A 12,412-nucleotide genomic window follows, 5' to 3' on the forward strand; every position below is an offset into this window, starting at 1 on the left:
AAAAAGTTCATGTTTTTAAGCTTACAACATATCACATTTCAATAGAAGAAACTCGCCATCCTTCTAGCAAGTTTCTTCTATTGATCAGATTCTACAAAAATATTTTTGCCCCCGGACCAAGCGGTAAGTTCAAGAACATAAATACAAGCAGCCAAAGTGTCCAAGCAACCAGGAAAGCTAAGGCATAAGGTATCTGAGTAGCCATTAAAGTACCCATTCCAGCTTTATCCTCAAATTTCATATATCTACTCATTATACCAAGCATAACAGGAACATAGTAGTTAAGCGGTGTCACTGAATTAACCGAGCTTTCCCCAATTCGATACGCTACCTGCGTTAAGGCAGGTTCATACCCCAGAAGGCCGAACATCGGCACAAATATCGGTGCAAGAATGAGCCATTTAGCCGAACCGCTTATTACAAATAAATCTACAAACGCAGATAGCAAGATCAATGCAATAACCAATGAAACGCCGGTAAAATCAAGAGATTGCAGAAGATTTGCTCCTTTGACAGCGATAACTGTTGCTAAATTAGTTTTGTTAAACCATGCAATGAATTGAGCAGCAGCAAAGGCTGTAACGATGAAACTGATAGCACCAGCTAGTCCTTTGCCTAAATAATTGGTAATATCTTTTTCTTTTTTTATTACTCCTTTACCGATACCAAATGCAGTTCCAACAAACAAAAAGAAGAAGAATAATATTGGAATGATACCGTCTAGGAATGCTGATTTAGGCAAAATTGTATGGGTCTTCGGATCACGCAATACACCATAATCCGGGATTAACAACATCGCTAAAATTGCCAAATATACTAAAGCCGCCCAGCCGGCATACTTCAAACCCTTATTTTCTTCTGCGGTTAGCTTATGCTCATTAACACTTAAATCTACATCCTTAAGTTCCATATGAGCCAATCTGGGAGCAACAACCTTTTCTGCAACAATGGTTCCGACTATTGTTAGTATTATTACTGAAGAACTCATAAAGTAATAATTGATTAGTAAATGCGAAGGAGACGCTGCGGTTGCAGCAACATTACCAATTGCCGTCTGAGTGATCCCAGCGATTAAAGCATCTGTTCCAGCTGGTATTAAATTGGCACTAAACCCAGCTGCAGTAGCAGCAAAAGCAATCGACATACCTAAAATCGGATTTCGCCCCATCCCCGCGTAGACTGCTGCAGCTGCGGCAGGTACAAACACCATTGATGCATCAGATGCCAGGTTGCCATTTATACCAATAAAAAATATTGTTGCAGTAATAGCCCAGGGAGGTACTCCCATCATTATTTTGCGAACTAGTGCACTTACAAATCCAGTAGATTCAGCTAATCCCATTGCAAGCATCATTACAACAACTAACCCCAACGGTGGGAAGTTCACAAAATTTTTAACCATATCGGTTAGCATATAGCGAAAGCCTTCGGCATTGAACAAGCTAAGAACCTTTACATCTACCATCTTCCCGCCTTTACCAACATAAGAAACGGCTGTTCCTTCAAATACTTGAGATATTAACAATACAAAAAGTGCTAATAATGCAAACAGCATAAATGGTGAGGGAAATTTGTTACCGACAAATTCAATAAAGTCCAGTGCTTTTTGAAAAGTACTGCTCGTTTGGGGATTAACAATAGTACGTCGTTCCAGATTTGACATATTATGCCTCCTTATCACTTTAATTTATTTTATCTTGAGGATTACATTTATCACCTCCAAAATAACAATACTCAACAGCTTCCAGGGCAATCTGATACATCAGCTTAGCACCTGTTAGCAATGCAGCTTCATCAATGTCAAACCTCGAATTGTGCAAGACCTGCGGGTGTAGATCATGTTTAGCGCATCCCAACCAAAAGAATGCCCCTGGTATCTTAACTAGATAGTTGGCAAAATCCTCAGCCCCCAAAGTTGGTTTGATATTGCTATGTATTGACTTATCACCGATTACTGCTGTTGCTGCATTATTAACAATTCCAACAGGGATACTGTAATTATTTAATACAGGATACCCTGGCTTATAATCAAAGATATATTTACTACCTTGAGCTTGCGTTAATCCACCGAGAATACTTTCCATATATTTAGGAATTTCATGGCGTACTTTTTCACTTAAGGTACGTATCGTACCTTCAAAACATACTTGTTGCGCTATCACATTGTATCTCTCGCCACCTTTTATTGTGCCAATTGATAAAGTTGCTGCTTCTACAGGATCAATCCGGCGACTAATGATATGGCTAAAACCTTGAATAGTATCTGCTGCTATTGTTATAGCGTCTATACCCTGATGCGGATAGGCGGCATGAGCTCCACGTCCTTTAATTGTTACAGCAAATCTGTCAGATGCCGCCATTAACGCACCTGTTTTTATCCCAATGTGACCAGCCGGCAGCTCCGGCCACAAATGCAGTCCAAAAATTGCGTCAACATCATCTAAAATTCCATCCTGCATAATTGTTGTTGCTCCCCCCTTCGGAGATGCTTCTTCTGCAGGCTGAAATACCAGTTTTATAGTTCCGGATAAGTTAGAGCAATTTTCCGCAAGCATTGCTGCCGTGCCTAATAAAATTGCCATATGACCGTCATGTCCACAGGCATGCATAATACCTGAATTTAGGGATTTATACTCTACGTCATTTTCCTCAGTTATTGGCAAGGCATCCATATCAGCCCTCAGAGCAATAACCGGTCCCTTTTTTGAGCCTCTTATAATACCACATACCCCGTAATTATCATTGCACCTATATACTTCAATCCCTAGGGATTGAAGAAAATCAGTAATTACTGCAGCAGTTCTTTCTTCTTGTCCGCTCAACTCAGGATAGCGATGAAAATCCCTGCGCATTTTAATAATCATTTGTTCTAACTCTGCTGGACATTCCCACATAGCATAACAAACCACCTTTATTTACCAGATTTTATATGTAATTTCGGTCATTATATGGACATTTCCTTTTTAGGGTAAAAAAATCTACTTCAACTTGTTCTCACAGTACGCCATTACTGCTCTATTAATTTACTATAAACTCCATTTATTTGTTTATTTGCTTCAATAAATCAAAAAATGAGGCCTTTACGATCGATCATAAATTGATTGATAGCAAAAAGCCTCATTGCTTTTACCTGCAATATTATTATATTAATTCACCACAAGATTATGATAACATGTTTTTAGGACTTTTAAAAGACATTTCCTTAATCATTTTTTTATTTTTTATATCACTTAACTAATGCGACTAATTTATTTAACAGTACTTGATATAGTTTGCGCGGTCTACCTTTACCAACCCCTTCTTCCCCTACCAATTCAGCAAAATCATTGTCAACTAAATTTCCTAGTAAGCGCCGCGCACTGCGGGTTGTTATATTTAAATATAATGCAATGTCATCAGCGTTTACTACTTTGTTTTCCAACTTAGTGAATACAGCAATCAGTTTATTTATTGTAGTTATGCTTACATTTAATTGTTCAGCTAATTTCCGCACATCCTTATTTTCACATCTTATCTCATACTTGATATGCACAGCTGAATTCAAAGGTCCTAAAGCAACTTTATTATCAAGAACTACCATCCATTTACCATCGCCTGCCTGTCGTGCCAAGCCCAGCGCAGCATGAGCATTTTGGTCAGCGGCATGTGCAGTTTGACCAAAACCGATACCTCCACTTACATTAATTGCTAGCTTTTGCGTTATATCCTCGTGAACTGGAATAGTGGTGAAAGACTTAGTAACCTCTTCAACACTTCCCCTGGTAGAATAAATAGTATATCGCCCATTATCGTGCATCAAAATCGAACCTTTAACGGCTTCTGTATATTTAATAAGAATATCATATAGCTGTAATTCTTTTCTCTTAGCATCGTAACCGGAAGCAGCCTCCCTTACGAAATCATCATAGCCTCCAATGACAATATGATGTATAGCAATTTGTCCACCTTTAAACCTGGCCGCTTCCACCTTATTAATAGCAGTAGACAGCATAGATCGAATATTACTCCGCGTCGGCCAGATACGAAAAGCCGGTATACCTAACTGCTTAAGCTTTCGAAAACTGGAATGGAAACAAGTTACAGCTATGCTAGTCTTGCTATCTTGCCATAGATCATAGTGATATTTAGTCAATTCTTCTCCTGAAATCGTACCGCTGTATTCATTCGTATAATACTCAGGCATATCTAAGGATATATCGGTAAATGTTTCTTCAATTTCTTTAGCACTAAAAGTATCAAAACTAATTCTATCTATCTCAAGTCTTTCTATATAAAGAATTTGAATGAGCACTCTATATAGGCTGGACCCTGTATGCGGTATATATAACAATGGTTTGGAAGTCTTATTAGATTTTAAGGCGTACATATGTGGAACTTTACCTGAAAACAGCCACGCATCTACTCTATCGTCATTTTGCGCAATTATATCTGGAACCTCTGGTGCATCCTGATAAATAAAAGGTAAAATATTTATTTTATCAGCTTTTTCCTGTGCTACATCACAAATAAGCGCTACAGAATCGGACGGACCTACTACCGCAATATTTATCTTCGCCACTTCAATCACCGTGTCCTTAATAATCTCTTAACCAATTATACCACATAAAGAAAACTATTCTTCTTTGCCCTATCAAAAATCAAAAGCTCACGACTACCAAATGGCAACCGTAAGCTTAACATCACATTCTTTAGCGAAGTTTACCGGAACAGCTCAAATATAATTGAGGGCTCTTTTTAGAAAATAGCTTCTGCGTAAATTCTACACTGACATATCTCCATATCAAAATCCGTAATATTCATTAAACTAACAATCAAAACTTAATTATACGGGGTTCATCGGTGTATGAGTAAACCGTAGCTGTAGCATCTTGCAGATATAGTACCTCTGTGTTTTCATCTTTAGACTGATAAATTTTCTGCAAATCAGGGTATGCATCAAGCATATTTTGCTTCGCTTCTACCCTGTCATCTCTTACTGCAGTTGCAGCGACACGAATCCTTCACTGCCATCTACAGCACAGATTTCAATTTTAGGATTTACCTGCATCTGTTTTGAAGCATTTTTATCTTTGCCTGTTAGGATATATAATTTGTCTTCATAAATATTTACAGTTCCAAAAGGGCGCACTCTTGGCTGGTCACCGTCTACAGTAGCCAGATAATACGTATTGCATTTCTTAAGAAAATCATATACTTCTTTCACGATTTAACCTCCAATATAAATGTTTATGCTTCGCTTATTATGTTAGAAACCATGTGCCGCTATTCATTAATTTGTCTTCCATATGTGACAGCCCGCTTCAAGCTATTTATAAAGCTAATTCGCGTATATGCTCATTTTTATAAACTCCTCTTCACCCATTTCATAAATATATTGTCCACGAGACTGGCACAAATATTATGCTTTTCAAAAAAGGGAGCCGAATGCAAAGTACAAAATAGTCAAACGCTATTAGTTGTAGTAAAAAGAATAAACCCATAGACATCCCTGACCTTAGGGCTGCTATGGGTTTTATTTAATTTAATTCACTTCCTACCGCCTTTTTAAATCCTTGACCTCAATGCGCCACTCCTCAAATATCTTCACACTCATAACATACTGCTGCACTATTTTCCAACACACTTGCGATGTGTTTTCCTACTTCAATGTGAGCTGGATGAACTAGATAAGCCTCTAAGTCCTTCATCGAACGATATTTAGCAATCAGCAAAATATCATATGATGATGCTCCTGAACGTATATTGACTTCTACCTTCAGATCGATAAGTTCTTCTATCTTTCCCTTCATGCTTAGAAGCACATCTTTGGTCTTCGCAATGTTTTCTGGACTTCTGTCTTTCAGCTTAAGCAGCAGATTGTTTATAATCATTTTATATCTCCTTCACAAAAGTATAATAGTTCGCGCATTTTTCAACGCTATTTTTACAAGCTCACTCCGTCAATTTAATACGCAAACGACTGATCTTATTTTCGCCAATCACAAAATGATAATCAAATAAAACCGGGCTCCCTTCAAAATTACCAGATACTTGTGCGGTAAGAACAGTTTCATTGTCACGCTCAATAATCCTCTTGGCCGCGACAGTAACTCTGTATTTTTCAATGCTGGCCTCAATCCAATTTTTAATAGCAGTTTTTCCGCAGATCTCCCGCCCTTCATCCTGAACAACGGCGTCATCAGTAAAACACGCAATGAATTCCGTACTATCATAATCGTTTTTTGCCTTAAAAAAGGCTTCTATAACTGGTACCATTTTTATTTCCATAGTAGTTCACCCCTAAATATCTTTTACTCGGCTAGTCAGTTTATTAGCGATAATTAACAATACTGCCAAGTGACCTGTAATGGATTTCTTTCCACCAATCGATGATAGGTATGTTTTGGATAGCCAACCATCATTCCACTAGTTACTTGCATATTTATCGGTATATTTAACAATTTAATGAGAGGCTCATAGCCTGACGCGGCGCAGTACTCAAACAAACCAGCCCAACACGTTCCCAATCCCAAAGATGTTGCAAACAGTTGCAGGTAGGAAAATGCGATATAAGTATTATCCCTCCCTGTGGCAAAAGAATCCTTATTGGTTACAGCTATAATTAAACATGGCGCAGAGCGGAGGACAACGTCTTCACTCCGCTGACGGTATTGCTCAACCATCATTGCCGTATGTGGTGCATATTTTGATGCTGCCATCACTGGAGAATTTTTCAGTTCACTCGCCGTCCATTCAATAACGGTCGCCGAAATCTGTTGCAGAGTATCCGGATTATCTACTATGTAATAGGCGATTCCCTGCGAATTACATGCAGTCGGTGCCATCCTAGCGATATCCAAAAGCTGCACTATCTTATCCCTGGATACACCCTTTAGCTGATAGTTGCGTATGGACCGGCGCGACCGCAAAAACTGAGCGACTATATCCGAATTAAGAACGGAGTCTTCTACAATGGGAACCTGCCTGTCCAACGGTGAATTCTTATTATCCAGAGCTCCCTCAGGACAAACAGTCACACATTGTCCGCAGCTAATGCAAAGATTCCGTATTGCCTGCGGTCCAGTTTCCCTCATACCAATAACACCTGGGCAAATGGCAACACATGTGCCGCATTTGGTACATTTGCCTTGGTCGACTTTGATAAAATCCATAGTCATAACTGCTTATCACCTCATGTTTTTCTCAATTATACACAAAGTAATAAGACAACTGTATGTCATATTAAAACTATGGATTATAAATATTTGAGGCTAGCCTTATTTTTTCCACTATGGCTATTCTGACATGTTCCGGTTCTAACACTTCTACCAAACTGCCAAAAGATAAGATGTAGCCATAGATCCATTCGCCTTCGGGTAAAGCAACGTCCATAGTAAAGCTGCCGTCATCATTCTGGGTAATATAAGTGTCATCAAAATAATCATATAACCGATTCAAAGCCTTTGGCTGAAAGCGAAGTTTTAAATTAATAAGTGGTTGGGAAAAATCTTTCGTCTCGAAATGTTGCCGAGAAGTCCTTCTGGTCTCAAATGTTTCCGGTAATACTTCCAGCTTTTTTAATCGGGAAATTCGAAATGTTCTATGCTCTTGGCGCACTCGGCAAAAGGCCACTAAATACCATGCATTGTCTTTAAAAATCAATTTTTCTGGTTCAGCCGAACGACTACTTTTCTGCCCTTCGGCATTCACATATTGAAAACGGATTACTTTACGATGGATCAAGGCCTGCCTTATGTCGTTGAACTTATTTTTTTCTTCCGCCCTGCTACCCCAAGGCGAAAAGTCAACTTCAACCCAATCGTGACTCAAAGTGTCTTTAAATATTGCCCCCAACTTTTCCAAGACCCTATCTAATTCTGGATATTGAGTCGCCTGCATGGTTTTTATCGCTAGCAGCAAACTTTCACTTTCCTGAGTTGAAATAAGGGTCCGGTTGATCGCATAGTTTTCGAGAAGATATATACCTCCTCCGTTGCCCTTGCTCATATACACAGGAACACCAGTTGCGGAGAGAACATCTATATCGCGGTAAATTGTCCTCGTCGATACACCAAAGCGATCAGCAAGTTCCTTGGCTGTGACAGTTCCTTTATTAAGTAAGATAGTCATTATTTCAAATAATCGGTTCATTTTCATTTTTTATCACCCGAAATAATTATAGCATTAAATATGACATAAATACGTCATATTTAATGCTACCTGCAACGCAATGTTAGACTGTAGTGTATTATTTTATGATAAGTCATCCATGCATCTGATGGACGCGATCTTAAAGTAAATAAAGTAGCTTGTGTTTTTTTGTATTAAACTAACACTCAGCATAGTTGATGAAATATTTAGTACGTACTGAAAATAATAACCCTTATTCCTTAGTCGCCAATAATCCGTAAAAATCTTCTTCTACTTTGATCGGTCTGACTACAAACCCAGTTTGTGTTAACCATAAATGTACATCTTCCTGAGAAACTCGATGACTTACAGGAGGACCCTGATTCATCTCTCGCTTATCCCATTCAATTATCGCTAATTTCCCACCTGGCTTTAATATTCGGTGTATCTCAAGTAAAAAGCGCTGTAAGTCATTTGCTTCGTGAAGGACAAAAAAAGCTACTGCAAAATCAGCTGAGTTATCGGCTAACAGAAAATCATTTTCCCTAATCTGTACTATCTCAATGTTTTCTACTCCGGATTGCCGAATTCTTTCGCTTACCATATTTAGCATTTCATCCGAAATATCCATTGCATATACTTTGCCATTTAAACCAACTAAATTACTTGCTGGGATAGTAAAATATCCAATACCACAACCAATATCCGCTACTATATTTCCTTTTTGAATACCAAATCTTTTTAGAACTTCTTCTGGTGGCAGTTTTTTTCTACGCTCAGGATTATCAAGTTTTGCAAAAGACTTTACGTCGAATTTATGATGCATAGTAACCTCCATCAGCTATACTAACTCTTACAATTTAGTATTTATAAATCTTTTTTCTCCAACCAGCGAAACAAAAGAATTGTAAAAACTATAAATATCAAAATAATGATCCAATGATTTATACCGAATACCTGAGGTATTGTAATTTTTCCAAGGTTACCCCATGTTAGAACAGTTTTCTGTAAATAAGGATAGACTTCAGCAAAAATACCAGCCCCAACAAGCATTCCCAAAATACCCCAAATTGAGTCCCATCGACCTTCACCCAAAGCTCCAAGTGAAGTACCTGGACAGTATCCTAACATTCCCCAACCTAATCCAAACAATATTCCACCTAGCATAACGCTCCCTAAAATCATAGGTTTAAGTGAAAGTTTAACAAGTCCAAAATCATAAAGGATGTATACACCAACCATAGCTACACAAATGTGAGAAAGCATAAACTTCACAATAGTCATATCCTGTAACCGTAAAGCAGCAATTTGTTTATCATAACGCAAAACTCGCCCCTTCTGAAGAAGAAAGCCAAAAAGAATCCCGGTTATAAGACCATATAGTTCCATCATGATTTCCCACCACCTTTATATAATAGATTTGCTGAAATCAATCCACCGACAAAGAAGCAAACTAAGGCAACAAACCCGCTGACCGCAAGCTGTGTAACACCACTTAGTCCATGTCCGCTAGGGCATCCATCAGCGAGACGCGCCCCAAACATTGCAATCATACCCCCTATAAAAGCAACCGTAGCTCTAGGAAAAATCGCTGCACCAAATCGTTCTTTCCACATTGAAGGCACTGCCTGTAAGCGAAAACTTCCAGATGAAACTGCCGCTATAAAAGATCCTATTAAGATACCAATAACAAACATCCACTGCCAGTCAATAATTGGTACTTCTTTTATAAAGTAAGGCATACTAGCTATTCGTTCCGGCGCAACGAGTTTCTCCAGCATACCCGTCGTCCTAACGAAAGTTGTTGAAGCACCAAAATATTTTCCAACAAACCAAACTGATCCAATAGAAACAAAACCGCTAAGTATTCCTGCTATATACGGATTCCATCCCCCTGTTTCTCGCATATATTTTCCTCCTCCAAAATCACTTAAACCCACCCCTACGGGGGGGCTATATAATAAATATATGATAGCCTTTAAATAAAATCAACTCTTACATAAAAAAATATATCGTTTATAAATATTAGATTTAAATTCGAAATATAACTATATACTCTATTTTAATCTAATCAATCTGATTCTTGACAGACAACCGCCATGTATTATATATTTATTTCGAAATATAGTTCACAAAATGAAAGGAGTACCATGGGTCGTCCAAATAAAGAACGCAGAGTTGAACAGCTCCCACCAGATACACATTATAAACCCGCTGGAATTCCCTTACGCCAGTTAGAAGAAATAATATTAACTATCGAAGAAATGGAAGCATTAAGATTAGCGGATATTGAGCTGCTAGATCAAGCCTCTGCTGCTGAACGTATGGAAGTATCGCGCCCAACATTTCATCGTATTCTCAATAAAGCGCATCAAAAAATTGCAAATGCTTTATGGAAGGGTCATGCCCTAAGAGTAGATGGTGGCAGCTACCGAATAGCACATCACTGCCAAACAAGTTTACGGCATTTTATTTGTGAAACTTGTGGTCATAAGTGGACTTTGGCTCGTGGTACAGGACAACGCTGTCATGATTTGACATGCCCAAACTGCCAAGCACCTACCGTTTGTCGTGAAGATTAAAACGAGTAGATATGGATTTTTATAATCATAATTAATAGTTATTGTAGTATACATATCTTTATCCTTAAGTACGATGGCAGTAATATTACTATCATCGTACTTTTTTTATAAACCATTTTGGAACTATTCAAAAATATATAACATAGCATATCTTGATTCTAGCTTTAGGGCGAAATGCGTCTTTATTGTGAAATATATTTCATAATAAAGACCATCCATACTCTTCGTTAGTCAGTTACTCCCCGTATAATACAAGGATTTAAAAGGAGGTCCTATAATGACCGAGAGTATTAGTCATTTAAAACGAAACACTATCATACTCTCTATAGCCTCGACTTCTTTATTGCTTATTCTTAAACTAGTTATCGGGATTGCAAGCGGGACAATCAGTATCATTTCTGAGGCTATTCATTCTGCAAGCGACTTATTGGCTTCTCTTATCACCTTTTTAGCAATAACAAAATCTACTACCTCTCCTGACAAAAATCATCACTATGGCCACGGGAAGTTTGAAAACTTATCAGGCGCCGCTGAGGCAATGTTTATTATTGCAGCTGCACTTTGGATTATTTATGAAGCTTGTCAAAAATACAGCATAGTCACTTTACCAAGCTATATTGATTACGGGATGATGGCAATGATTGTTTCTATTATTGCAAATTACTTTGTTTCCGCAAGAATAACTACGGTTGCTAAAAAAACATACTCACCTGCTTTAGAAGCAGATGCACTTCATTTAAGAGCAGATATGTGGACTTCGGTTGGAATACTTCTCAGTCTATTTTTTATAAAAATTACTGGTTGTCTTTGGATTGATCCAACTATCGCCATTATAGTAGGGCTAGTTATTTTAAGATCAGGCTATAAAATAATAAAAAAGAATATCTTAGAGTTAACAGATATTAGCCTATCGTTAGAAGAAGAACAGTTAATTTTTGAAATTGTAAACAACCATACTCAAGTACTTTCATTATATCGATTACGCACAAGACAATCCGGATGTTGTCGCATCATTGATATGCGCCTTATCCTTGATAAAAATATGCCTCTCGATAAGGCTCATGCTATTTGCGAACAACTAGAATCTAAAATTAGATTACACTTTGGGATTTGTGATGTAATGATTCACCTAGAACCTAGCGCAACATCTGAATCCCACGTTAATCTAGTTATCGAGAAAAATACTCTTCCAATCTAACTGAAAAAATTCTTCTATTGACTTGACATCTATTTCCAAATAATATATGTTAATTATGAAATATATTTCATAATTAACATAACGGAGGCGAATTTAATGTATTCACAAAAAGTAATTGAACATTTTACCTCGCCTAGAAATGTTGGACGTATGCAAGATGCCGATGGAATTGGTAACATCGGTGAACCTGACTGTGGAGATAATTGTCAAGTTTTCATTAAAGTACGCGATGAAAGAATTATGGATGTAAGTTTCCTTATCTTTGGCTGTGCGGCGGCAATTGCATCTGGAAGTGCAACCACTGTAATTGCTAAAGGGAAAACAATTGAGGAAGCTCTAAAAATTACAGATCAAGACATCCTCAATGAGTTAGATGGTCTTCCTGTGCTAAAACAACATTGCTCAAACCTTGGCGCTGCTGCCTTACATGCTGCAGTTAGTGATTATTTAGTCAAACAAGGAAGGAGCATTGGTGATTACGTCTAATATTTTTTTGTTTTAGTTATGAAATATAGTTCATTTT

14 protein-coding genes are annotated in these 12,412 nt (G+C 37.8%); 3 read left to right on the forward strand and 11 right to left on the reverse strand.

All coding sequences use genetic code 11. The features are described 5' to 3' along the window. Positions 1-91: 91 nt before the first annotated feature. The 11 genes from V6C17_RS04510 to V6C17_RS04560 all read right to left on the reverse strand — a co-directional run bounded on the left by V6C17_RS04510 (position 92) and on the right by V6C17_RS04560 (position 10,016). Positions 92-1,663, reverse strand: coding sequence for an AbgT family transporter (locus tag V6C17_RS04510; protein WP_333521351.1), 1,572 nt, complete (start codon positions 1,661-1,663; stop codon positions 92-94). 19 nt (positions 1,664-1,682) lie between these two features. Beyond that, complete coding sequence (locus V6C17_RS04515; RefSeq protein WP_333521352.1) at positions 1,683-2,894, reverse strand: M20 metallopeptidase family protein; 1,212 nt, start codon at positions 2,892-2,894, stop codon at positions 1,683-1,685. Positions 2,895-3,226: 332 nt separating this feature from the next. Beyond that, positions 3,227-4,558 (reverse strand): GTP cyclohydrolase, encoded by a 1,332-nt coding sequence (locus tag V6C17_RS04520; protein ID WP_333521353.1) that lies wholly within the window; start codon positions 4,556-4,558, stop codon positions 3,227-3,229. 414 nt (positions 4,559-4,972) lie between these two features. Next, the gene (locus V6C17_RS04525) at positions 4,973-5,203 is read right to left on the reverse strand and encodes a pyridoxamine 5'-phosphate oxidase family protein (protein WP_333521354.1); all 231 of its coding nucleotides are present in this window, start codon (positions 5,201-5,203) and stop codon (positions 4,973-4,975) included. A gap of 370 nt (positions 5,204-5,573) precedes the next feature. Next, a complete protein-coding gene (locus V6C17_RS04530; RefSeq protein ID WP_333521355.1) occupies positions 5,574-5,870 on the reverse strand; it encodes a Dabb family protein in 297 nt (98 codons plus the stop codon). Between the two features lie 61 nt (positions 5,871-5,931). Further along, complete coding sequence (locus tag V6C17_RS04535; protein WP_333521356.1) at positions 5,932-6,267, reverse strand: nuclear transport factor 2 family protein; 336 nt, start codon at positions 6,265-6,267, stop codon at positions 5,932-5,934. A 53-nt stretch (positions 6,268-6,320) separates the two neighbouring features. After that, positions 6,321-7,151 (reverse strand): nitroreductase family protein, encoded by an 831-nt coding sequence (locus V6C17_RS04540; protein WP_333521960.1) that lies wholly within the window; start codon positions 7,149-7,151, stop codon positions 6,321-6,323. A 76-nt stretch (positions 7,152-7,227) separates the two neighbouring features. Further along, positions 7,228-8,136 carry a helix-turn-helix transcriptional regulator gene (locus tag V6C17_RS04545; protein WP_333521357.1) on the reverse strand — a complete coding sequence of 303 codons (909 nt, stop codon included), beginning with the start codon at positions 8,134-8,136 and terminating at the stop codon, positions 7,228-7,230. A 226-nt stretch (positions 8,137-8,362) separates the two neighbouring features. After that, complete coding sequence (locus tag V6C17_RS04550; RefSeq protein ID WP_333521358.1) at positions 8,363-8,935, reverse strand: class I SAM-dependent methyltransferase; 573 nt, start codon at positions 8,933-8,935, stop codon at positions 8,363-8,365. A 41-nt stretch (positions 8,936-8,976) separates the two neighbouring features. Next, a complete protein-coding gene (locus V6C17_RS04555; RefSeq protein ID WP_333521359.1) occupies positions 8,977-9,501 on the reverse strand; it encodes a YeeE/YedE thiosulfate transporter family protein in 525 nt (174 codons plus the stop codon). Then, entirely contained in the window at positions 9,498-10,016 is a 519-nt protein-coding gene (locus tag V6C17_RS04560; RefSeq protein ID WP_333521360.1) for a YeeE/YedE thiosulfate transporter family protein, read from the reverse strand. Before V6C17_RS04560 ends, V6C17_RS04555 begins: the two co-directional genes overlap by 4 nt. Before the next feature lie 243 nt (positions 10,017-10,259). On the opposite strand from V6C17_RS04560, the gene V6C17_RS04565 reads away from it, so the two are divergent. The 3 genes from V6C17_RS04565 to V6C17_RS04575 all read left to right on the forward strand — a co-directional run bounded on the left by V6C17_RS04565 (position 10,260) and on the right by V6C17_RS04575 (position 12,375). Further along, complete coding sequence (locus V6C17_RS04565; protein WP_333521361.1) at positions 10,260-10,691, forward strand: DUF134 domain-containing protein; 432 nt, start codon at positions 10,260-10,262, stop codon at positions 10,689-10,691. A 277-nt stretch (positions 10,692-10,968) separates the two neighbouring features. Next, entirely contained in the window at positions 10,969-11,889 is a 921-nt protein-coding gene (locus V6C17_RS04570) for a cation diffusion facilitator family transporter (RefSeq protein ID WP_333521362.1), read from the forward strand. Positions 11,890-11,985: 96 nt separating this feature from the next. Beyond that, positions 11,986-12,375 (forward strand): iron-sulfur cluster assembly scaffold protein, encoded by a 390-nt coding sequence (locus V6C17_RS04575; protein ID WP_333521363.1) that lies wholly within the window; start codon positions 11,986-11,988, stop codon positions 12,373-12,375. Positions 12,376-12,412: the final 37 nt, after the last annotated feature.

The sequence above is a fragment of the Dendrosporobacter sp. 1207_IL3150 genome, assembly GCF_036763085.1.
Taxonomy (GTDB): domain Bacteria; phylum Bacillota; class Negativicutes; order DSM-1736; family Dendrosporobacteraceae; genus JBAIYU01.

Coding starts and splice junctions, on each gene's coding strand:
- V6C17_RS04510 (WP_333521351.1), bottom strand. CDS start 1,663: ATGTCAAATCTGGAACGACGTACTATTGTTAATCCCCAAACGAGCAGT.
- V6C17_RS04515 (WP_333521352.1), bottom strand. CDS start 2,894: ATGTGGGAATGTCCAGCAGAGTTAGAACAAATGATTATTAAAATGCGC.
- V6C17_RS04530 (WP_333521355.1), bottom strand. CDS start 5,870: ATGATTATAAACAATCTGCTGCTTAAGCTGAAAGACAGAAGTCCAGAA.
- V6C17_RS04535 (WP_333521356.1), bottom strand. CDS start 6,267: ATGGAAATAAAAATGGTACCAGTTATAGAAGCCTTTTTTAAGGCAAAA.
- V6C17_RS04540 (WP_333521960.1), bottom strand. CDS start 7,151: ATGGATTTTATCAAAGTCGACCAAGGCAAATGTACCAAATGCGGCACA.
- V6C17_RS04545 (WP_333521357.1), bottom strand. CDS start 8,136: ATGAAAATGAACCGATTATTTGAAATAATGACTATCTTACTTAATAAA.
- V6C17_RS04550 (WP_333521358.1), bottom strand. CDS start 8,935: ATGCATCATAAATTCGACGTAAAGTCTTTTGCAAAACTTGATAATCCT.
- V6C17_RS04555 (WP_333521359.1), bottom strand. CDS start 9,501: ATGATGGAACTATATGGTCTTATAACCGGGATTCTTTTTGGCTTTCTT.
- V6C17_RS04560 (WP_333521360.1), bottom strand. CDS start 10,016: ATGCGAGAAACAGGGGGATGGAATCCGTATATAGCAGGAATACTTAGC.
- V6C17_RS04565 (WP_333521361.1), top strand. CDS start 10,260: ATGGGTCGTCCAAATAAAGAACGCAGAGTTGAACAGCTCCCACCAGAT.
- V6C17_RS04570 (WP_333521362.1), top strand. CDS start 10,969: ATGACCGAGAGTATTAGTCATTTAAAACGAAACACTATCATACTCTCT.
- V6C17_RS04575 (WP_333521363.1), top strand. CDS start 11,986: ATGTATTCACAAAAAGTAATTGAACATTTTACCTCGCCTAGAAATGTT.